This is a genomic window from Carboxylicivirga agarovorans (assembly GCF_050589845.1).
GTDB lineage: Bacteria > Bacteroidota > Bacteroidia > Bacteroidales > Marinilabiliaceae > Carboxylicivirga > Carboxylicivirga agarovorans.
Genome location: NZ_JBNGPA010000046.1, coordinates 1 through 23840 on the forward strand (window position 1 = coordinate 1; position 23840 = coordinate 23840).

Here is a 23840-nt window from a genome sequence, read left to right on the forward strand (position 1 = left end):
ATCATCAAGCGTAAGGGTGAATAACTGGATTTGTGTGCGGTTTTGGCCTTGGATGTATTTCATACTTGAAGATACAAAATATCTGATCTTGTGATTCTTAAATGATAGGTTTTTAGACAGTCTGACGCTTCGGAGCTCAACTTTATAATATCCGTTGCTGGACTAGGAAACACTTTGAAATCAATAGTATTTACAGACTTAACTGGTGTTGAATTATCATGTTCAAAACGGATATCATCGATATACAACAATGCCTCGGAACTTTTAATATCATCAGCACGCAATATCATACGAATACGGTCACCATTTACTATACTTGGATCTGACTCTGTGTTTCTGGAAAATGTTTTTGATACTTCAACCCATTTTCCCTTTTCTACATCCCTTAAATCAACTGTCATACTTAGCCAGGGTTTTTCAAGGATACAATCGATTTCGTCAATATCAGTATTTGAATCCATCCAAATCTTAAAGTAGAGGGTATTATTTCCGGCAGGCAAACCTAACGATCCGTATGGTGAAAATATCGGATAACTTCCGCTGAAAGTGCCTGAGTGTTGAAAGCGGGCGCTAAATTCCCCACTTGCTGACTTCTCATCTTTTATGCGCCATGGAATATTTCCTGCATTCCACCATTGTACACTGCGTCCCTGAAAGAAAAACGGTCCTTCAAAACCTAAAGCATTGAAATCAGGCGAGGTAACTTCTTTCTGCCAAATACGCACGTAATCAATCTTGAATTCAGCCGGAGAAACTAAATCAGCCTCAGCTGGCAAACCATACCACGAGAAAACTTCAGAATCTAACCATATCTCCATTGCGTGTTGGTGACGCCATTGGTCATTGGCTTCCAATTGATCACGAGTGGCATGTCGCACCAAAGTGCCATTGAAATAGGTTTTAATAAAATCCTTATCCCACTCAAAACCATAGACAAAGTAATCGCTTGCCAAGCGCTCATCCATTACATCTTCTACTTTCCAGTTTTGATGATTAGGAGCCTGATCAGGATCCCAGCTAATCATATTCGTACGATACTTACGTTCCAACTCTTCAGGTTTATTTTCTGGATTCCCTACAGGCCTCTTTCCATAATTCTCTACCATATAAATTTCGGAGTGATAGCCAGTCGTCCAAAAAGCTGATGTAACAGGAGCATCAGCAATTTTGCAACGAATTTCCATGTATCCATAACGAAAGTAGCGTTCACTCATAATACATGCCTGAGTAATTGGTTTACTGTTATCAGCAGCGCTGGTACTTCCTCCATAATAGGTTCCATCAAGCTTCTCATTGGCGAAAGTATAAGTTGGTTCCCACTGACTCATAAGTATCAGCTCCCCATTTTCAAGCTTTACGTTATGAGCAGCAAATTGGCCGGGTGCTCGTCCTTTCCACTTGGAGCGATAATCTCCATTCTCGCCTAATAAATAGCATTTGTGAACTGGCAAAGAAAATTGATGTACGCATAACCGAAGAACATCGTTGGAGCTCTGCTGACATATGTCACATCAATAAAGATATGCCAATCATAGATGGGTTAGGCCCAGTTGGAGAGTATTGGCCATCGGATAACGAAAGAATAATCCGTCATAGTTTAATTGAAAGGGCCTTACTTCTTGCACTGGTATTAAAGAATTAGAAAACGTATCAATAGCCCGAATTAAAAACTCCTGGTGTAATTTTAACCAGGAGTTATTTTGCTTTATATTAATTACATAAAGATAATTAAACAGTAAAAACAAGGCAAGCTATTGAGCTCTTACACGATACAATATTGCTTTCTAATCATTAGAATAAGGACTACCAAAAACATTGTACACATTAAGAACCAATAGTTCTTATTACAGTTTTTCTTTCGTTTGCTTTTACCCATGCCACATATCTATAAAAAGTAGCACGACTTATATTTACAATTTGAAGAATATCATAGATGGTTCTGGATTTATCTTGCCAAAGCTGGTAACAAGCATAAGCCGTTTTCTTCGCTTCAAGAGTTAGGCCTTTCTTTCTACCTCCGATTCGTCCTCTCAACCTGGCAGTCTCAAGACCGGCAAGTGTTCATTCACGAATTAGCTCTCTTTCAAACTCTGCAAAGCTTGCAAATATATTAAAGGTCAAACGACCTTGTACAGTAGTTGTGTCTATACGATCATTTAAACTTATAAATTCAACACCCTTGTCCCGAAAGCCCGATACCATATCAATGAGATGTTTTAATGATCTTCCCAGTCTATCGAGTTTCCAAACAACAACCACATCACCTTCCCTTGTATGTTCTAACATCTTTTCAAGTTCAGGACGTTCTTTTACTGCACTTTTAGTTTCCTGAAAGATTTTAGTACAACCATTTCTTCCCAACGCCTCAATTTGCATCTCCAAATTCTGATCTTTGGTAGATACCCTTGCATAACCGATTTTCATAACTGTTTTTTTTAAGGTTAAACCGTGAAACCAATTATTAAAACCAGTTTTTGAGACTGTCAAAGCCTATGCAGGATGTAGGAGAACATATTGTCTCTCCAAACGGTGGTTTAGTTAAACTATCAAAATCAACGATCTTACTTTATAATATAGTTGTTTGATATTCTCTATCGGAGCAACCTATGATTTTTTGATGAGATAATCGATAAATTTAATTATAAAACCCATCTTTTTCCTTAGTAACTTTACCGATTGCGTTACCAAAAAGAAAAATCCCCCTGATAATCAGGAGGATTTGTGACCCCGGCGGGAATCGAACCCACATCATAGGAACCGGAATCCTACATTCTATCCATTGAACTACGAGGCCTCGCGGTGCGCAAATTTAGAAAATTATTTAATACACTTATCAATAAATGCATTTTAATACGCCAGTATCACCGCGGTAATTTCTATTTTCATTTTCTCGAATATCGACAACATTCAGGCAATGAAGCATATATTTGATCATCTGCTTTTGCTCCTTCAGTATCGTGCCCCGCTTTAGCAACACTATCCTGCAGTTTATCGATTGTTGTGTCTGATAAACTAACGAGTACCTTTACGTTTTGTGACTCAGCATTCCAAACAGCCATGTTAACACCCTCAACGTTTAACAGAGCCTCTTCAATTCTTTGCTTACACATATCACAATTTCCTTTGACAGTAAAAGACAGGGGATGGCCAATAATTTCAGACTCAAAGCCCAGTTCTTTTATGGCCTCATTCATTTTTTTATCGGTGTTTTTCAGTTTTTTATATGACACTGTCACCAACTTAGCATCAACATCCACATCCACACTCTTAACACCTTTTTCATAAGGTAATTGCTTCATTATTTTGGCCTTACAATTATTGCAGGTAATTGATGCTTTAAAAACGGTTGTTGTAAGCTCTTTTTTATCCTGCGCCTGCACCAACACACTCGCCATCAACACCATACTTATCACTATTGCTTTCATAGTCGTATTATTTTAATGATTATCGGTCTAAATTATATTTAATTCCCAGGTAGAACATTCGTCCATAAAGGGGCCCCCATATACGACTGGCGTCAAAGTTGTCTCCAAATGGATTCTCAGCTCCAATAATGGCATTATCCTGAGTATAGTTGGTCAAATTTTCAGCTCCTGCATAAAAACTCCAGTTTCGGTAGTTTTTTGTAACCTGCGCTATCATAGTCATATATTGTTCCGACGTGGTTGGCAAAGCCGCTCCATCAACAATTGCTAAAGGTAGTCGCTGGTCTCCATGAAATTGCAACGTCACATCAAACTGCCATTTATCCATATTTGTCCTATACTGTCCGGATAGCATACCTTTATAGCGACTAACAAAAGGTGTCTTCTTTAACTCCCCGTTATACGTTGCCTTAACATTATTATATCGATAGCCGGCTGTTAATTCAAAACGATTAAATAACTCGTAAAATAATTCAGCCTGCCAACTGTCGGCATAAGAGCGACCATCAAGATTATAAAAGTGTACAGCTCCCTGGTTTTGGTCAAGGTCAACAATTAATTGATTCTGAAAATCTGTCCTAAAATACTCGAGCGATAATGATGCGTCGCGTTTATTGATTATCAACTCTTTTGTCAGACTTATACCATAATTCCATGCTTCTTCCTGAATAGCATTGTCACTGATAATAAATTGCTTTGAGGAGGCCAGAAACTGGGTATTCTCACTTAAAATAGCCGGGGTCCGATAACCTTTACCCGCCGATGCCCTTAACGTCATTTTTTCACCAAGGTCATATTTCAGATGAGCACGGGGCGTAATAAAATTACCATGCAATGAACTGTAATCATTCCTCAGCCCCAGCATTAGCGACAAACGCTCAGAAGGAATGTAATTATACTCAAAAAAGCCACCTGCCACAAACTCATCATAACCAATTTCTAAATTATTGTATACTTCCCTGTTATCATCGTATACCAGGCTGACACCCATGTTATAGGTATGTTGTGTATTATTAAAATACGATTGATAAATAAGGTTAGTATATAAATTGAGTTGCTCAACATCAAAATCCTTAGTCCCGTAGAACGATTCGCGGTTGAAGTAATTCACAGATGTTATCCATCCAATGCTGGTTGACGGACGCTCAAGAATAAAGCCCAGCTTTGAAAATGCATTAAACCTGGTAACATCAATACCTATTCCATAAGCGGATTGTTCTTCGGGAGCCTGATGGTGATCAAAGTTAAGCTGGCCACCATTTCTGCTTTCCGATATCACTGAAAATCCCAACTTGGCAGTCATCTTTTCATTAACATAGTTCCACCTGTTCATTACATTAATGGTGGCAGCCATGGGTTTATCCAAAAAACCGTCATTATTCATATCAAGCTCACGGGCATTGCCACTTCCGTGTAACAACAGGTTGGTTGTCCAACGTTCGTTAAGCTTAAAGCTCAAACCTGCATTAGCTTCTATTTTCCCATCCTGATTACCGTATACATTATAGTGCATTTTCTCTTTCCCATCAGGATTTTTATAATGCACATTTATCTGGCCGGTTACGCTTTCATAGCCATTCTTCACCGCCGATGTTCCTTTGGATACCTGTATGCTCTCCATCCAGGTTCCGGGAATATAGTTGAGTCCAAAAGCCACTTCACCCCCTCTGATAATTGGAATATTTTCCATCATCAATTGCGAGTAACGCCCTGACAATCCTAACATTTTAATTTGCTTAATGCCCGAAACCGCATCAGCATAAGACACATCTACCGAGGCGTTCGTTTCAAAGCTTTCTGACAGATTACAGCAGGCAAACTTGGTTAATTCCTTATCAGAGATATTGACCGTAAATATCGGGTCCAACTTTGAAACACTTGTACTTTTTCTTCGATAAGCCACGGTTACTTCATTCAGGTCTTCACCAGGCTGCATTTGAACATCAACATTAGTCTGGCCATCAATTACGATCCGTTCACTTTGATAACCCACATAACTAATCATTAACACCGATGAATTACTGGAGCGCTTGAGTTCAAACACCCCCTCTTCATCAGTAATTGTACCTTCAGTGGTGCCTTCCCAATATACATTAACACCAACCAAACCGGCACTGTTATTACCCTGCTCTGTTACTCTTCCTGTTATATTTTGAGCATTCATACTATTAAGTATAAATGACAGAATAGTAACAAACAACAGCTTTTTACTACTGCTCTTCATTCTTATATATCTACAATTGAAAACATATCATTACAGCCAGCCATTTTGGAAACAGCTAACTAATACCTAATGAAATGCCTGAATCAATTCAGATATACCTGAGTTATTGAAAGAAATTTATTGACAGAAGGCGGCGGCGGCTCAGAAGCCAAATGCCAGACTACATTATAATTGCCTACTGCCTCTACTACATTTAATTGTGGTACGCCCGCATTAAAAACATCAATCTCAACAGGATCGATATTAGCACTTACTATGCTTGAATGGCTTTCAATTTCATATCGAGAAAAATGCTGATCATCATTACAGCAACTACTGCTGCATTCTGAGTTACAAGTCTCTGGAACCTCCATGCTGTAGCAAGAAGCTTTTACCGGAGTATAACACGAGCTGGCAGGAATAAATATAGAGTAGTTAGCAACATTTTTATGGCTGCAGTAATGACTGTATAATTTAAAGCCACTCGAGGTAAGCAGCAATACGCCAATCATTACAAATGCAAGAAAGCGACTGGTTATATGTGTCATTTTATTAGCCATACTACACAACAAAAATAGATACTTAAATATATTTTCACAGTTATATACTTGTTAATATTCGCATGATAATTCCTTTTTATTCACAAAAATCACCCAAGACTTCACTGAACTTATTGATTTTCTGAATAATGTTTGGCAACTTTTAAAAAGATTTCAAACCTAATTAACTATGAAACGAATTAAGTACACTTTTCTCTTATGCTTTATATTTATATCGGGAGCTCTTTTCTCACAAGTAGATAGTGTAAGGTTTGTCAACGACAATGTTATTGTCGGCGAAGTAAAGGGTATGAACCAAGGCGTTCTGACCATCGAAACCGATTACAGCGATGACGATTTCACAATTGAATGGGAAGGAATTAAATCCATTTCAACAAAAACATCTTTTTTAATTACCATTTCAGACGGCAGGCGCTACAATGGTAATATTCATTCGATGGAAGATGGCAAAATAAAGATTATCACCTTAGAAGGTCGCAGTACAATCGTTTCTCCTGATGAAATCGTATTTATGGAATCCGTAGACAAGGATTTCTGGAGTAAAATGAATGCATCTATCGACTTTGGTTGGGATTTAACGAAAGCCAATAATCTGCGTCAGTCATCATTACGAAGCAACATTGGATACAAAGCAGAAAGGTGGTCAATCAGCACTTATTACAATGCTTTCTCATCAAATCAGGATAGCGTAAGTAAAGTAAGCCGGGATGATGCAGGTATTGGGTTCAGATACTATTTTCAAAGAAAATGGTTTGGAGGTCTTTCAACCAGTTTCTTTTCAAATACGGAACAAAAACTTCTTCTCAGATCGAATGGTAAACTTGGTGCAGGTACTTATATCATCCAAACAAATGCTGTTTACTGGAATATTGCAGCAGGTGCTTCTTTTAACAGTGAACGTTATGAACAATCTGCTGATGACCGTGAAAGTATTGAAGGATTTGTTGATACTGAACTGAATTTATTCGATACCGGTGATTTAAGCTTAAGAACGAAAATTACATTATATCCGGGTATTACAGAATCGGGCCGTTGGCGTTCTGACTTTAATTTTGATGTTAAATATGATTTGCCTAAAGATTTTTACATTAAGATGGGTATAACCTTCAACTATGACAACATGCCGGTACAAGGAGCTTCCGAGTCTGATTACGTTTTTGCCACTGGTTTTGGATGGGAACTGTAGGGTGGATTTTATCGAATCTCCTGGAATAGAGTACGTAAACATAAAACATCCTTGACATCATGATAACAAAAAAAGCACCAAAGAAATTAATCTTCAGTGCTTTATCTAATTTTAGTAGTAGCGGGGGCCCGACTCGAACGGACGACCTTTGGGTTATGAGCCCAACGAGCTACCAACTGCTCCACCCCGCAATATATCTTAATTGCGTTAACAAATTTCAAAAAGAAAGTCGAAAACTTGGTGATTCTCGACTTTTAGTAGCGGGGGCCCGACTCGAACGGACGACCTTTGGGTTATGAGCCCAACGAGCTACCAACTGCTCCACCCCGCAATATATCTTAATAACACGTTGTTATCTGTCTCAAATGCGGATGCAAATATAGAGTCTTTTAAATTAATGTGCAAATATATTTTCCGATCAACTCCCCATTTTACACCATCCAACCACCCTAATCAACAGGTAAACAATGATTACAAGAAGAATAAAAAAAACGACTTTACTCGTTAGTAAAGTCGTTTTTTCAATAACCTAAACCCAAATCTATGAAAAAAATCTACTGACAATAGTATAACAAGGGCCATGCCACAAATTGACTTTATGTCTGCTTAAAGACTTTTTAAAGACCTTGTTAAAAATCATTACAACCTTCTGACCATATAACTAAAAAGCCGGTTCTACTCGTTAGTAAAACCGGCTTTTTCAATAACCTAAACCCAAATCTATGAAAAAAATCTACTGACAATAGTATAACAAGGGCCATGCCATAAATTGACTTTATGTCTGTTTTAAGACTTTTTAAAGACCTTGTTAAAAATCATTACAACCTTCTGGCCGTATAACTAAAAAGCCGGTTCTACTCGTTAGTAAAACCGGCTTTTCAATAACCTAAACCCAAATCTATGAAAAAAATCTGCCTTACTTAAAGCAATCGCCGTACCAAACAAAAACACCAAGTATTAAAAAGCGCAAAAAGAATCTAAATGATGTATAAAGTACAAAAGATAACTTTAAGATATGCCAGTAATTCTTTTTACTTAATCGTCAAACACACACATTCAGCTACAACCCTGATTACAAAATACTTAATCCTCACACGGCATATCATTTCCTTTATCTAATATCTTCCATTTTATTTCACTATTTTTCCCTTTTGCTAATTTCTGACTTCACATCAATAGCAGTATAACCTATCTAGCATTGAAATATGTTTTATTATGGTTGCGCCACGTTTTTTCAATGATTACTTTTGCATGTTATTCAAAAAATCGAAAATGAGCGAGGGTAAAAAAACAGAACTGGGACAATTAGGTGAATTCGGATTGATACGCCATCTGACAGAGAATATAAAACTAAAACACGATTCTACAATTAAGGGTGTTGGTGATGATGCGGCTGTTTTAGACTTTCAGCAAAAGAAAACTGTTGTTACAACCGACCTGCTTCTTGAAGGCATTCATTTTGACCTGACATATACTCCACTTAAACACCTCGGTTATAAAGCTGTTGTGGTAAATGTTAGTGATGTATTTGCTATGAACGCGGTTCCTAAGCAAATTACGGTTTCACTTGGACTGAGTTCTAAAATGTCTGTTGAAGCCATTGACGAATTATACGAAGGTATTTATGCCGCCTGTGATTACTACAATGTTGATCTGGTTGGTGGTGATACCACATCTTCATTAACCGGTTTGACTATTAGTGTAACAGCTTTGGGAGAAGGTGATGAAAATAAGTTAGCCTACCGTAACGGAGCTAAGCCCAATGACCTGATATGTGTATCGGGCGATTTGGGGGGCGCATACATGGGTTTGCAACTTTTAGAGCGTGAAAAAAGGGTTTACGCCGATAATCCACAGGCGCAACCTGACTTAAGTGGCTACGATTACATATTAAGTCGCCAGTTGAAACCTGAAGCGCGAAAGGAAGTAACAGAACTACTGGACAAACTGGAAGTGATACCGACTTCTATGATTGATATATCAGATGGCCTTTCAAGTGAACTACTACATATTTGTACCCAATCAAAAACCGGCTGTCGCTTATATGAAAATAAAATTCCCATTGATCCCACAACATCCATGTTAGCTGAGGAAATGGGAATTAATCCTACAGTGACTGCATTAAATGGCGGAGAAGATTATGAGTTACTTTTCACCATTAACCAGGATGATTACAGCAAATTTAAAGATGCAGGTGATGTTAATATATATATTATTGGTCACATCACTGAAGAAAGTAAAGGCAAATACCTGGTAACAAATGCTGATCAGGAAGTAGAATTGCAAGCACAGGGATGGAATCCTATTAAGAAAAATGATTAATTGAATATGATTAGTGGTTAATCAGGTATTAATCACTAATCATTAAGCAATTATTTCTATTTTTATAGCATAACCTAATTCAAAATGTACGAATATATTAGCGGCAAAATTGCCGAATCAAGTCCGGCCCATGTTGTTATTGACGTAAATGGCATAGGCTACCTTTTACAGATTTCATTAAACACTTTCTCACGCCTCGAAGGTAAAAGTGAAGCACAACTATTTATCCATGAGAACATTCGGGAAGATGCCTTCTCTCTCTTTGGCTTTGCCGACCCATCAGAACGAGATCTGTTTCGTCATTTAATTTCCGTTTCAGGCATTGGCGCCAGCACTGCGCGCATGATGCTGTCTTCTCTTACACCTGAAGAATTAAGAGGTGCCATCCTGACCGACAACGTTAACGTCATTAAAGGCGTTAAAGGGATAGGAGCTAAAACCGCTCAACGCGTCATTGTCGATCTTAAAGATAAATTAGGTAAAGAACCTGTTGATCAAAAATTATTCGCCACACAAGACAATACTATTCGCGATGAAGCGTTATCTGCATTAGTAATGTTAGGCTTTGCTAAGGCAAGTGCTCAAAAGGCAGTTGACAAATTATTGGCTCAGACACCTGCAATGAAAGTGGAAGAACTAATTAAGCAAGCCCTGAAAATTATGTAATTCAACATATTACATTTCATCTTTGAAAAAAAGACTACAATATACGATTGCTTTTATTGTTTTAACCATTACACTTGTAATTGGTGGAACATCTTCGTCGCATGGTAACATTAGTAACTATAGCGAAATAGCCTTTCAACAACCTGACACGACACGCACGAGCAGGCAGGTTGACTTAAAATATAAAATCAATGATAAGAGTGGTAATCCTCTGCTTGAAGAAGAAGAGCAGGGCGGCCTTAATTTAAACGATCCTGCTAACCTCGATTATAAGGCCGAATACGATTATCAGTCGGGCAATGTCACCATTTACCGAAAAATGGGTAACATGAATGTGCGCCTTCCCTACTCCATGCCACTTGAAGACTACCTGGATTACGACACTCGTAAATCTGTTCTCTCATATTGGCGCCAGAAGCAACAGGAAGAATCTGAACAGTACGGAGAAAACTCTGCTTTTAACCAGATGTGGAAAAATGTAGGTGGCGAGGCTTTTGAAGGTATATTCGGAAGTAACGCAATTAATGTACGTCTGCAGGGTATGGCTGAATTACGTGTAGGTATTCAACATACTAAGATTGATAATCCAACGCTTCAGGAAAGACTTAGAAAGACCACCACATTTGATTTTCAGGAGAAAATTCAAATGAACCTGACAGGTACCATTGGTGAAAAGCTGAAGCTGGGCGTCAATTACAATACAGAAGCTACCTTTGACTTTGAGAATCAAATCAACCTGGAATATGAAGGTGGCGAAGACGATATTCTTAAAAAGGTTGAGGCTGGTAATGTTACATTACCCCTGCCGGGGACACTTATTACCGGTAGTCAGAGTCTGTTTGGTGTTAAAACCGAAATGCAGTTTGGTAAACTAACCGTTACCAGTATTTTCTCCCAACAGAAAGGTGAAACATCGGTGATGAACATTGAAGGGGGTGCCGAAACACAGGAGTTTGAGATACATGCCGATCAGTACGATCGCAACAGACACTTCTTCCTCAGTGAGTATTTTAGAAGCAGATATAATCAGGCCCTGGAGAGGTTGCCGCTGATCAACAGTGCGATCAACATTACACGTATTGAAGTGTGGGTAACCAATAACCGCAGTGATATGGATGAGTCGCGCAACGTGGTTGGATTTGTCGATCTGGGAGAAAACCTGGATAACACCTTTAACAATCGTTGGGGCGGACGAAGCGGCGTATCTCCACGTAACGATGCCAACAACCTGTATGATGAAATGAACACAACCTTTGTGGCTGTGCGTAATATTAACCAGGTAACGGCAACTTTAGATGGAGTTATTGAAAATGCGCTTGAATACGAGAAGCTAGAAAATGCTCGCAAATTGTCTGACACAGAATACTCAATTCAGCCTAAACTCGGGTACATCTCCCTTAACACTTCACTTAACGCCGATGAAGTATTGTGTGTGGCCTACGAATATACCTTACAGGGACAAACCTATAAGGTAGGTGAATTTACCAATACACAAAATGAAGCTGAAAACGCCCTTTATCTGAAGTTACTTAAGCCAACCAATCTGTCGCCGGGCGAATATGAGGTTAATGGCATACAAAAGTCCAGTCCAACCTGGGACCTGATGATGAAAAATATCTACTCGATCAATGCCTACCAGGTCAATCGTGAAGATTTCATCTTAAATGTGACGTATACAAACGACAGTACTGGCGGAGATATCAATTATATGCCGGAAGGGCCAGAAGATGTGTTGGGGCAGCTCTTTATCCGTTTAATGAACCTGGATAACCTGAATACCAACAACGATTACCAGCCTGACGGTATCTTTGACTACGTTGATAACCTGACCATCAAACCGGATAACGGTCGCATCATCTTTCCGGTGCTGGAACCTTTTGGTAAGAATATGCAGGAAGTATTGGGTGTAAATAATGAGGATCATCCCCTTTATAAGAAGTATGTTTTCCAGTCATTGTATGATGATACGCAGATCAATGCAGAACAAGATGCAGCTGTAAATAAATACAAATTAAAAGGTCGATTTAAATCCAGTTCAGGTTCTGAGATCTCATTAAATGCCATGAACATCCCGCAGGGTTCAGTTATTGTAACTGCCGGTGGTATTAAGCTGGTCGAAAATCAGGACTATACCGTAGATTATACCTTAGGACGTGTACGAATCATCAACCAGGGTATTCTTTCATCAGGTACGCCTATACAGGTATCTCTCGAAAATCAGTCTTTATTTGCCCTGCAAACAAAAACACTGATGGGTACTCACCTGAACTACCAGTTTAATGAAAATTTTAACATTGGTGGTACTTTAATGCACCTGCGCGAACGTCCGCTTACTCAAAAAGTAAACATTGGCGATGAGCCTATTGCTAATACGATATGGGGATTAAACACCTCTTTCTATACCGAGTCAATGGGCATTACCGAATTAATTGACAAATTACCATTGGTTGAAACCAAAGAGATGTCAAGCGTAACGTTTGAAGGTGAATTTGCCCAATTACTGCCGGGACATCCTAATGTTATTGATGAATCAGGAACATCGTACATAGATGACTTTGAAGGCACCCGCGTTCCTTATGATATGCGCAACTGGCTGGCTTGGCAGCTGGCGAGTACACCACAGGGGCAGGAAGATATTTTCCCTGAGGCTGGTTTAATAGACAATCTTGAATATGGTATTAACAGGGCGCGTTTTGCCTGGTATACCATTGATCCCTTATTTACTCGTAACAGCACTCAAACACCAGGGCATATAAGAGGAGACGAGGATCAGAAAAACAATCACTTTGTACGTCAGGTTTATGAACAGGAAATTTTCCCTAACAGGGAAGCAGCCTATGGTCAGCCAACCAATATGCCGGTCTTAAACATTGCCTTCTACCCTGATGAACGTGGTCCCTATAACTTTGATGCAGGAGCCATTTCTGCAAGTGAGCATGGTTATGGTATCAATTATGACGGAACTCTTAAAGAGCCTGAGCAGCGCTGGGGTGGTATGATGCGTGATATTGATGTGAATGACTTTGAAGCAGCCAACATCGAATACATCGAGTTCTGGATGATGGACCCCTATGTTTATGATAATGACCTGGAAGAAAACGATGGTACCATTTATTTTAACCTGGGTAACATATCTGAAGATATATTGCGCGATGCGCGTAAGTCGTTTGAGCAAGGACTGCCTGCTGCCGGTGAACCTTTTGATGTGGATTCAACATCCTGGGGATATGTATCCAGAAAGCAAACCCTAAGTAATGGTTTCGTAAGTACGGATCCAGAGTCACGCTTAAAACAAGATGTTGGATTAAACGGTATGAACTCTGATGCAGAGCGTTATTTCTATCGCAAAAGCCCATATCCGTTCCTTGACCTTATTGAAACTATGGGAGCAGATTTATCTGAAGCAGCTTTGAATAAATTAATGGAAGACCCTGCCTCAGATGACTATCTTTACTATTTAGGTGGTTCTCATGATGAAAATGAAGTCAGCATTCTTGATCGTTACAAAAACTTCAATAGCCCAGAAGGCAACTCACTTCCTTCTGAATACGATGGAGATGGCACAAAACGGGCAGGTAAGAATACACCTGACATGGAAGATATTAACAATGATAACACTTTAAGTGAACATGAAAGTTACTTCCAGTATGAGATACCAATCTCGAAAAAAACCATGAGCGTTGAAGCCAATAAATTTATTGTTGACAGTCGAAAAGGTGATGAAAATCCCAATGGTGTACCTGACAATGATGGCGTCAAAGCTGATTGGTTCCTTTTCCGAATTCCTATCCAGAGTGATGCTGACAGAAGGGCGATTGGTAATATTAAGGACTTAAGAAGCATCCGTTTTATGCGTATGTTCATGCGTGGTTTCAGGGACACAACTATCCTGCGTATGGCTACCCTTGATCTGGTAAAAGGTGACTGGCGTAAGTTTAACGAGTCCTTATATGAAAATAGCGCGGGCAATGCTAACACTCAATTCGATGTGTCGGTGGTTAACATTGAAGAGAGTTCAGAGAAAACTCCGGTCAACTATGTATTGCCTCCGGGAATTGATCGTGTTATTGATCCTGCCAACCCACAATTAAGAGAGCTTAACGAGCAATCATTATTGTTAAAGGTGCAAGACCTGGGTGGCGGCGATGCCAGAGCTGTTTATAAAAATGTTAGTATAGATATTCGTCAGTACCAACGTATGAAAATGTTTATCCACGCCGAAGATGTGGATAACCAAGGTCTGTTTGACAATGAAATGATGGCCTTTATTCGTGTTGGTAGTGATTACAACGATAACTATTACGAATATGAAATTCCTCTTAAATTAACACCTGAAGGAACTTATAACAATAACCTATTAGAAGACAGGTATAAAGTCTGGCCTGAAGAAAACGAGATGAATGTTCCGCTTGATTTATTCCAGACGGTTAAGTTACGTCGTAACGATGAAAAGCGGGTTGAAGGCTCAGAAGTTTCGTTTAACCAGGTATACATTATGCCAGACCCTGATAACCCTACCAACTTTGTGTCGGTAAAAGGTAATCCGAACTTAAGTAATATTCGCACCATCACAATGGGGGTACGCACCCGCGGTTCACAAAGTAAATCGGTTGAAGTATGGATGAACGAATTGCGCCTGACAGACTTTAATGAAGAAGGCGGTTGGGCTGCCAACGCACGTATGTCAGTTAAACTTGCCGATTTGGGTAATCTGTCTGTTGCGGGTAAGAAAAGTACAATTGGCTGGGGTAGTATTGATCAAAACGTTCAGGAGCGCAGCCAGGAAGACTTTTATCAGTATGATATTGCAACCAATCTGGAGCTGGGTAAACTGCTTGGCCCTGAATCTGCATTGAGTGTACCATTCTATTTAGGTTACTCAAAGTCTGTTGCCAGTCCTAAATATTACCCTCTTGATCCAGACATTCCGCTGGAAGTAGCTCTTGATAATGCTGAAAATGCGGCAGCACGAGACTCAATCAAGGAAATGTCACAGAACGTAATTAAGCGTAAAAGTGTCAACTTCACCAATGTGAAACTCATTCCTAAAAAAGAGAAGGTACATTTTTACAGTCCGTCAAATATATCTGCAACATATTCTTATAATGAAACAAGCAGGCATGATGTTGATACTGATCATTCAACAGATAAGAATTACAGAGGTATTCTGGCCTATAATTACAATGCACGCCCTAAAGCCGTAGAACCCTTTAAAAAAGGCATTAAAAGTAACAGCCTGGCTTTAATCCGTGATTTCAATTTCTATTATCTGCCTAATCAAATTTCATATCGCTGGGAATTTGACCGTCAGTATCGTGAAATTCAGCTGAGAAACAATACCGGATCTCCGATCAGTCCTGAATTAACCGTTTCCAAAGATTTTGACTGGAATCGCTATTTTGACATGCGTTATAACCTGACAAAGTCATTGAAGCTTAATTTTAAAGCCATTACAAACGCCCGTATTGATGAACCTGAAGGTGCCGTAAATAAAGATCGTGACCGCGACGCCTATTATGAATGGCGCGATGAAGTATGGCGCAATATTCAAAGTATGGGTCGTACAACAACCTATCAGCATAATTTCGATGTCAGCTATACCATTCCAATCAACAAAGTGCCATTGCTTGATTTTACTTCGGCCAATGTTCAATACCGCGGCATGTATCAATGGCAGGCACAGGCACAATTGAAGGAGGAACCGGGCGTAACAACACCAGACTGGGGAAATACTATTCGTAACTCCAACGTAGTGCAGGGAAATGGTCAGCTAAATATGACCACTCTATATAAGAAATCCGATTACCTGAACGAACTGGATAAGAAATACAGATCATCACGCAGAAGGACCAGTAGCAAGAAAGATGGTAAACGAACAGTAAGATTCAATAAAGCCAATGTTAAGCTTGAAAAAGATGAAGCGCTGGTTATCAACCATAAATTAAAAACGACAGAAACATCAGTGCGTATTTTTGACGCAACAGGTAAACCAGTTCGCGGAAAGATCACTCCTTTAGGTAAGAATAAGGTGGAGTTTATCCCTGAAAAATCAGTAGACAATGCCCGAATAATGGTCACAGGAACGATAACTGAGAATAACTCACCTTTCCAAAAGGTACTTGATTATTCAGCCCTTTTACTGACTTCCACTAAAAACATCAGCCTTTCTTACTCAGAACAAAATGGTACCATCCTGCCGGGCTATCAACAGGATGCAAATTTCATGGGTACCTCAGCTGGCTTTACAGCACCGGGTCTACCATTTATTCTTGGATGGCAGGACCGAAACTTTGCAGTTGATGCTGCAAACAATGGCTGGCTAACCAATGATACGACAATGGTTAACCCATATGTAATGACGCATGGTAATGACTTCTCCATTAAAGTAACCCTTGAACCAATACGCGGATTACGGATTGACTTAAATGCAGACAGAAGCTATGAGCGTAACATTAATGAGTACTACATCGGAGGTACTTCATCTGCAACAGGCCGAACAGCCAACGGACGCTTCTCTATGAGCTTTAACGCATTCAGAACAGCATTTGACAAGCCGTCGCGAAGCGGGGCATTAGATTATGACGTATTTGATGAGTTCAAGAATAATCGACAGATAATCATGAACCGATTAGGTGGTAGCTATGATGAAAATAGTCAGGAAGTCCTTATACCGGCATTTTTGGCTGCATATTCGGGAAAAAGTGCCAACTCTATTTTCACAGAACAATTCCCTGGATTATCAAAAATCCAGCCTAACTGGCGCCTGACTTACGATGGATTATCTCGTATCAAAGCATTTAAGAAGGTGATTAAATCATTTGACCTGACACATGGATATCGTTCAACCTACAATATGGGTGCATACATTTCACGCACTCCTGAGTTTGCCGAAGGTCCAATTACTGAATACGATGTTAATGCCATAACTATCTCAGAACAATTCAATCCACTAATTGGTGTCAATGTTACATGGACAAATTCAATTACCACAAGGGCTGAAATCAAAAAGGCAAGAACACTTAGCCTGAGCATGGGTAACAACCAGGTTATTGAGAATTACAATGATGAGATTGTTATTGGATTAGGCTATCGTTTTGATAAAATGAACCTGATATTTGGGAAAGGCAGTAAACAAAAATCAGTAAGTAACGACTTAAACCTTCGTGCTGATTTCTCGATTGTTGATAACATCAGCTTTATTAGAAAGATTCAGGAAGACTATGACCAGCTCACCTCTGGACAAAAAATTACTAAAGTGAAGTTTACAGCTGACTATGCCTTGAGTGATCGTTTTAATATGCAGTTATTCTACGATACTAATATCAATAACCCTTACGTCTCATTATCGTATCCTATCACCAACTCTAATTTTGGTGTAAGTTTCCGATTCTCACTGGCTCAATAATTCAATTTGTATTTTGAAGCGTTAAACAACAGCAAATAGAGCTTCTTGTTCGAATTTTTATTTATGATTTTTATTAGGGTTTTCACCCATTAAAAAACACCCAGACACTGATATTCAGAACATTAATGCGCAAGCGGCATTCTTACTAACTATTAGTTAATACATATGTCATAGAATTATTTTAATAAATTCTTTACATTTGAGTCATCGTAATAAAAATAAATCGTTCAATCATGAATGTACCTGAAAATCTAAAGTATACAAAGGACCACGAATGGGTTTTAATTGATGGTGATGTAGCAACCATTGGTATTACAGAATTTGCTCAAGGAGAGTTGGGCGATATCGTTTTTGTTGAAATTGAAACAGAAGACGAAGAGTTAGACAAGGAAGAAGTTTTCGGAACTATTGAGGCCGTTAAAACTGTGTCTGATTTGTACATGCCTATTACCGGTAAGGTAATTGAGGTTAACCCTGAATTAGAAGATCAACCAGACCTTGTTAACAAGGAGCCATTTGAGGGTGGTTGGATGATTAAAGTTCAGATTGCTGACACAGCTGAGTTAGAGGACCTACTTACTGCCGAGCAATACAAAGAAGTTATTGGTTAATTTACCCAAGCACAAAGAATATGAAAAGCGACTTAAATAGTCGCTTTTTTTATTTTAACTGTTTTGCAAACATTTGACGGATGGCGGATAAATCCAATGTGGGAGTCTGTCGTTGTAATTGCTCCATTTTAGTGATGTGCTTCTTTACAAAAACCTGATGGGCATCAGATTCAATGTTAAAGGGACGGTGCTCTGCTGCTTTTATCAATTTTGTTAACTTTTCAAGAACTTTCCTCCCTTCGTCATCAAACTGGGAGTTGATGAACTTTTCCCGTATATAGGCAATAGCCTGTTCAGAAGGATGAAGCATATCATCTGCGAAGAAGCGGTAATCACGAAGTTCATCCAATAGAATTTCATAAGCCGGGAAATAATTCACAAAGTCAAATTCACTCACCAATTGCTCAATGGCCAATAATAAAGTTGATTTACTCAACTGGTTGCCATGTGCACCGTCTTTCCAGTGACGAACAGGACTTACGGTAAAGAGAAACTTAACTTTAGGATTAATGGCTTTAATTCGCTCCAATAGAGACTGATAACGCTGAATTATTTCATCGACGGACAATCGAAATCGTTTAAAATCAGCCGCTGGATATTTATGGCAATTTGACACGATTATTCCTGTATCCTTATGCTCATAAACCCATGAAGTCCCAAACGTAATGATTATCTTATCAAGCGTTTTTAACAATTCAGTACTCTTTTCAAATGATGTATTAATACGTTTCAGAAACTGCTTTCTATCCATAGCATTAAATTGACTATGGTGGTAAAAAGAATGAAAAACATGGTCTTTCTCCATGACATCTTGCTCCTCAAAAAACCGACCATCTAACAAACGCTCAAATGAGTTAGCGATTGAAAAAGGATTATATAAAACACCAAATGGGTTAACGGTAGCATTGAGACAATGGGATTGGAAATAGGCCCCGATATTAGTTGCAAAACAGCTACCAATAAATAAAAGCTTATCATCAAATTGTAGAGAATGGGCACTTAATGGCACATTGACTTCTGTTCTGAAACTGTCCATGATCTGTCAATTTTATTCTTCGAAATTAAGAAAAGTAGAAAGACAAAAAAAGCCGTTTAACTTAAGGCTAAACGGCTTTCTAAATATCTTTATGTCATTACATCACTAACTTATACCCTTTTCCGTGTACGTTAATAATTTCAACACTTGGTTCATCCTTAAGATGCTTACGCAACTTCGTGATGTATACATCCATACTTCGTGCGTTAAAGTAGTTATCATCAACCCAGATCGTTTTTAAGGCAAAGTTACGTTCCAACACCTTATTGGCATTTGTACAAAGCAACTTTAATAATTCTGACTCTTTGGTAGTCAGCTTAATGGTGTTATCACCTTCTATCAACTGTTGCTTCTGGGTATCGAACTTATACTTGCCCAACTGGTAAAATTCCTGAGCTGCATTACCTCCTTTTGTTCGACGTAAAATCGCTTCAATACGGAACAATAACTCTTCCATACTGAATGGTTTTGTAAGATAATCGTCGGCACCTATTTTAAATCCCTGGAAAATATCTTCTTTCAAAGATTTTGCCGTTAAAAAGATGATTGGTACCTCAGTATTCACCATTCGGATATCCTTAGCTAATGAAAATCCATCTTTTTTAGGCATCATTACATCAAGGATGCAGATGTCATATTTATTTGCCATGAAAGCCTTATAACCTTCTTCGCCATCAGGCATTAAATCAGTTTTTAGACCTTTTGCTTCTAAATATTCACGAAGCAACATACCTAGATTTTCATCATCTTCGGTTAGGAGGATTTTATACTCTTTTTCCATTCTTTTGTGTTTTTTAGAGGTAGGAAAATGTCAAATTTTGTGCCAACTTCAATTTCGCTTTCAACAGAAATCTGGCCACCATGGTCATCGATAATCTTTTTTACATAGGCCAATCCTAAACCAAAACCTTTGACATTATGAACATTTCCTGTCGGAACGCGATAAAACTTTTCAAATATTCTTTTAAGGTTATCCTTTGATATCCCCATACCATTATCTTTAACAGAAATGACTATTCCATTGTTCTTATTCCATGTTTTGACGTAAAGAACAGGAGCCCCCTTCCTGTATTTAACGGCATTGTCAAGCAAGTTATAAATAACATTTGTAAAATGCACTTCATCTACTGTAATAATGCTATTTTTTGCCTCTAAACGCTCAATTATCTTTCCTTGCTGATTTTCAACTTTAATCCTGAAGTTGTTGGTAACATGATGAATCAGATCATTTACATCGAGTTTCTTCATTTTCAGGCCGGACTTACCTTTCTCAAATATTGCCATTTGCAATACCTTCTCCACTTGAAAACTCAGTCTCTTGCTCTCATCCTGTATAACGCCGGATATATGCTGAAGTGTTTTGGGTGTTTTTGCTACAGAACCATCTTTCAACATTTGTGAAGCCAAAGATATCGTTGAGATAGGTGTCTTAAACTCGTGTGTCATATTATTGATAAAGTCATTCTTTATCTGGTCAAGTCGCTTTTGACGAACAATAATAATAATTGTTACAATTGACAATAATATGACAATTAAGGTAAATGCTGCCGAAGGAATAACCAGCCCCATAGATTCCAAAATAGGATTAGGCTTTTCTGTAAATAGAACCTTCAGGTAATTGGCCTGTTTATGATAGTCATTCGGAAACAAAAGCTTTGTATACAACTCATCAGGATCTTTATCCTGGTAATTCTTTGTTTGATGAACAAATTGTGTCTTGGAATTTATAACAGCAAACTCAAAAGGTGAAACAACACCCTTTTCTTCGAGCATTTCGAAAATGTACTGCTCCAATCGAAATATATCAATTCTGTTCTCAATCGGTTCATCCTGAATCAATGACTTCACCTCAGCCTGACGCTGCTTATTGTAGCGATTAAGCATATCATTCTGGATAGCTGTCATAGCATCAGTCCATGGATCAGTGGGTTCTATATTAACATAGCTTGTTCGCCCCTTAAAGGTGGTTACAAGGGAGTCCTGACTGTATTGGGAAAAACTATAAACACCAGCCGCAACATTGAAGCTGAATTGTATACTGTCACCTGCCTGTTGCTCTTTACCTTTAAAGTACTTATTCTCGTTTCTTAACCTGGCTGGAACATTACCGGCTTTGTTATTAAACTTTGAAACCCGGGCCAGACGAATATCTTCGTCTTTCTCTAAACGAACAATTACTTTATCAAGGGCTGAACTTACTGCCTGATCAAATTGCTTTTCTTCAATCTTAGAAGCATTTAGAATCCACATGGCTTGAATATAGGTTATCCCAACCAGTGCAATGGCCATAATGATGGTGAGCCCAAGAATGAATTTTTTACTCATAAAAGCAAAAATAACAGGCTAAGATGATTATCCTTGCTAATTAACATTAATTAACAGCACTTTTTAGTAACAACATGTTAATCACCTAATTCGTCTCTTTATTGTGTAGTTCTTTAAGTGTATTCCTGGCGGCATTTTGCTGAGCTTCTTTTTTGGAGAAACCTTCTCCCTGCCCGATCACTTCACCTTCTATTGCTGCCCTGGCTATAAAAGTTGGTGCTGCACCTTCTGAAATATGCTTTTCTTCGGTGATAAAATGAACACTTTTCTTGTGTTTCTGCCCCCATTCAATCAAAAGAGATTTGTAATTACTATCCTTTCTGGCCACTAATTTCAAATCAATATATTGATGAACGATCTTATCGATCACAAATTTTTCACAAACCTGATAACCCTTATCTACATATACAGCGCCGATCAAAGCCTCTAAAGCATCGCCTAGAATACTTGTTTGTGAAATATCAATTTTGGACTGGGCATTTACCCATTTCCCCATTCCCATCTTAAGGGCAATATCATTGAGCAATGAGCGGTTCACGATCCTCGAACGTGTTTTTGTTAAAAAACCTTCGTTCTTGTTTGGGAAACGATTATATAACTCATTGGCCACAATCGCACCCAACATAGCATCTCCCAAATACTCCAGGCGCTCATTGTTAATAAAGCGTTTATCCTTTCCTTTAATCATGGCTGATTTATGGATAAAAGCTTGTTTGTAAATGGAAATATCACCGGGTGTTAATCCCGTTGTCTTTTTTATAAAACTATAAAACTTTTCCCTCCGCAGAGAGAAAAGTTTTATAATGTGCAAAAGCGGTTTAATCACAGCTTTTCTACAATGCTTTAAATACCACAGATGCATTGTGACCACCAAATCCAAATGTATTGGATAATGCCACTTTAACAGTACGTTCCTGCGCTTTTTCGAAAGTGAAATTAAGCGCATTGTCTAATTCCGGATCGTCTACAAAGTGGTTAATGGTAGGAGGTACAATACCGTTCTTAATGGCAAGGATACAAGCCATTGACTCAACAGCCCCGGCTGCTCCAAGCAAGTGTCCTGTCATGGATTTTGTTGAACTGATGTTCAGCTTATAGGCCTGCTCACCAAATACTTCTTTAATAGCTTTGGTTTCAGCTATATCACCAAGAGGAGTAGATGTACCGTGTACATTGATATAATCTACTTCAGATGGATCAATATTATTGTCCTTTAAGGCATTTTCCATAACCCTCTTTGCTCCAAGTCCCTCTGGATGAGGCGCAGTTAAGTGATGTGCATCAGCTGTCATACCAGCACCTACTATTTCACAGTAGATCTTGGCACCACGAGCCTTGGCGTGCTCATATTCTTCAAGAATAATAGAAGCACCACCTTCTCCCATCACAAAACCATCGCGTTCCTTATCGAAAGGACGAGATGCGGTTTTTGGATCATCATTACGGGTTGACAAAGCTTGCATAGCATTAAATCCACCGACTCCGGCTTCATTAATTGCAGCTTCCGAACCTCCTGTTACAAATGCTTTCGCTTTACCTAAACGAATTAAGTTATAGGCATCGCCAATTGCGTTAGTTGAAGAAGCACAGGCCGAAACAGTACCAAAATTTGGTCCGCGGAAACCATATTTCATCGAAATATGTCCGGGAGCAATATCAGCAATCATTTTCGGAATAAAGAAAGGACTTAAACGTGGTGTTCCGTCCCCCTTTGCAAATCCTGTAACTTCATCAAGGAAAGTCTTGATACCGCCGATTCCTGCTCCCCAGATAACTCCAACTTCATTGTTGTCGATATCTTCAGCATCAAGCTTGGCATCGGCCACAGCCTGATCAGCAGCAATCATAGCATATTGAGCGTAAAGATCGAGCTTGCGCACTTCTTTACGATCAAAATACTCTTTCGGATCATAGTCTTTAACCTCGCACGCAAATTGCGTTTTGAATTTAGAGGCGTCAAATTGAGTAATAGGTGCAGCACCACTTACTCCATTTACCAGGTTCGTCCATGTTTCTTCAACGGTCTTACCTAATGGGGTAATGGCACCAAGCCCCGTAACAACTACTCTTTTTAACTCCATAACTACTCTTAACGTATCCT

Annotated in this window: 16 protein-coding genes and 3 tRNA genes; 5 read left to right on the forward strand and 14 right to left on the reverse strand. The window is 38.9% G+C overall.

The features are described 5' to 3' along the window. Window positions 1–59: 59 nt before the first annotated feature. From ACRD69_RS23285 to ACRD69_RS23315, 7 genes are all read right to left on the reverse strand, one after another. A complete protein-coding gene (locus ACRD69_RS23285) occupies window positions 60–1451 on the reverse strand; it encodes a family 16 glycosylhydrolase (protein ID WP_430817558.1) in 1392 nt (463 codons plus the stop codon). A gap of 373 nt (window positions 1452–1824) precedes the next feature. Continuing rightward, complete coding sequence (locus ACRD69_RS23290; RefSeq protein ID WP_430817559.1) at window positions 1825–2034, reverse strand: helix-turn-helix domain-containing protein; 210 nt, start codon at window positions 2032–2034, stop codon at window positions 1825–1827. Between the two features lie 27 nt (window positions 2035–2061). Then, the gene (locus ACRD69_RS23295; protein WP_430817560.1) at window positions 2062–2424 is read right to left on the reverse strand and encodes a recombinase family protein; all 363 of its coding nucleotides are present in this window, start codon (window positions 2422–2424) and stop codon (window positions 2062–2064) included. 298 nt (window positions 2425–2722) lie between these two features. After that, window positions 2723–2794 (reverse strand) — tRNA-Arg (locus ACRD69_RS23300). 88 nt (window positions 2795–2882) lie between these two features. After that, window positions 2883–3425 carry a heavy-metal-associated domain-containing protein gene (locus tag ACRD69_RS23305; protein ID WP_430817561.1) on the reverse strand — a complete coding sequence of 181 codons (543 nt, stop codon included), beginning with the start codon at window positions 3423–3425 and terminating at the stop codon, window positions 2883–2885. 19 nt (window positions 3426–3444) lie between these two features. Next, complete coding sequence (locus tag ACRD69_RS23310) at window positions 3445–5649, reverse strand: TonB-dependent receptor (RefSeq protein WP_430817562.1); 2205 nt, start codon at window positions 5647–5649, stop codon at window positions 3445–3447. A gap of 83 nt (window positions 5650–5732) precedes the next feature. After that, window positions 5733–6176, reverse strand: coding sequence for a hypothetical protein (locus ACRD69_RS23315; protein ID WP_430817563.1), 444 nt, complete (start codon window positions 6174–6176; stop codon window positions 5733–5735). Between the two features lie 181 nt (window positions 6177–6357). On the opposite strand from ACRD69_RS23315, the gene ACRD69_RS23320 reads away from it, so the two are divergent. After that, window positions 6358–7374 carry a DUF481 domain-containing protein gene (locus ACRD69_RS23320; protein ID WP_430817564.1) on the forward strand — a complete coding sequence of 339 codons (1017 nt, stop codon included), beginning with the start codon at window positions 6358–6360 and terminating at the stop codon, window positions 7372–7374. A gap of 118 nt (window positions 7375–7492) precedes the next feature. On the opposite strand, the gene ACRD69_RS23325 is transcribed toward ACRD69_RS23320, so the two are convergent. Together ACRD69_RS23325 and ACRD69_RS23330 are read right to left on the reverse strand one after the other, a co-directional pair. Continuing rightward, a tRNA-Met gene (locus ACRD69_RS23325) sits at window positions 7493–7565 on the reverse strand. Between the two features lie 67 nt (window positions 7566–7632). Continuing rightward, a tRNA-Met gene (locus ACRD69_RS23330) sits at window positions 7633–7705 on the reverse strand. A gap of 941 nt (window positions 7706–8646) precedes the next feature. On the opposite strand from ACRD69_RS23330, the gene thiL reads away from it, so the two are divergent. The 4 genes from thiL to gcvH all read left to right on the forward strand — a co-directional run bounded on the left by thiL (window position 8647) and on the right by gcvH (window position 18378). Next, complete coding sequence (gene thiL, locus ACRD69_RS23335; RefSeq protein WP_430817565.1) at window positions 8647–9696, forward strand: thiamine-phosphate kinase; 1050 nt, start codon at window positions 8647–8649, stop codon at window positions 9694–9696. A gap of 84 nt (window positions 9697–9780) precedes the next feature. Then, complete coding sequence (gene ruvA, locus ACRD69_RS23340; protein ID WP_430817566.1) at window positions 9781–10362, forward strand: Holliday junction branch migration protein RuvA; 582 nt, start codon at window positions 9781–9783, stop codon at window positions 10360–10362. Window positions 10363–10384: 22 nt separating this feature from the next. Continuing rightward, window positions 10385–17767 carry a T9SS outer membrane translocon Sov/SprA gene (sov, locus tag ACRD69_RS23345; protein WP_430817567.1) on the forward strand — a complete coding sequence of 2461 codons (7383 nt, stop codon included), beginning with the start codon at window positions 10385–10387 and terminating at the stop codon, window positions 17765–17767. Window positions 17768–18000: 233 nt separating this feature from the next. Continuing rightward, complete coding sequence (gene gcvH / locus ACRD69_RS23350; protein WP_430817568.1) at window positions 18001–18378, forward strand: glycine cleavage system protein GcvH; 378 nt, start codon at window positions 18001–18003, stop codon at window positions 18376–18378. Between the two features lie 49 nt (window positions 18379–18427). On the opposite strand, the gene ACRD69_RS23355 is transcribed toward gcvH, so the two are convergent. The 5 genes from ACRD69_RS23355 to fabF all read right to left on the reverse strand — a co-directional run bounded on the left by ACRD69_RS23355 (window position 18428) and on the right by fabF (window position 23820). Further along, a complete protein-coding gene (locus ACRD69_RS23355) occupies window positions 18428–19414 on the reverse strand; it encodes a GSCFA domain-containing protein (RefSeq protein ID WP_430817569.1) in 987 nt (328 codons plus the stop codon). Window positions 19415–19511: 97 nt separating this feature from the next. After that, window positions 19512–20195: a response regulator transcription factor RprY gene (rprY, locus tag ACRD69_RS23360; protein WP_200466669.1), complete on the reverse strand. Its 684-nt coding sequence runs from the start codon at window positions 20193–20195 to the stop codon at window positions 19512–19514. Continuing rightward, the gene (locus tag ACRD69_RS23365) at window positions 20168–21739 is read right to left on the reverse strand and encodes a sensor histidine kinase (protein WP_430817570.1); all 1572 of its coding nucleotides are present in this window, start codon (window positions 21737–21739) and stop codon (window positions 20168–20170) included. The genes rprY and ACRD69_RS23365 overlap by 28 nt, the downstream gene beginning before the upstream one ends. A gap of 85 nt (window positions 21740–21824) precedes the next feature. Further along, window positions 21825–22601, reverse strand: a complete 777-nt coding sequence (gene rnc / locus ACRD69_RS23370; RefSeq protein ID WP_430817580.1) for a ribonuclease III — start codon at window positions 22599–22601, stop codon at window positions 21825–21827. After that, on the reverse strand, window positions 22573–23820 hold the full coding sequence (gene fabF / locus ACRD69_RS23375; protein ID WP_430817571.1) for a beta-ketoacyl-ACP synthase II: 1248 nt from the start codon (window positions 23818–23820) through the stop codon (window positions 22573–22575). The genes rnc and fabF overlap by 29 nt, the downstream gene beginning before the upstream one ends. Window positions 23821–23840 lie beyond the last annotated feature (20 nt).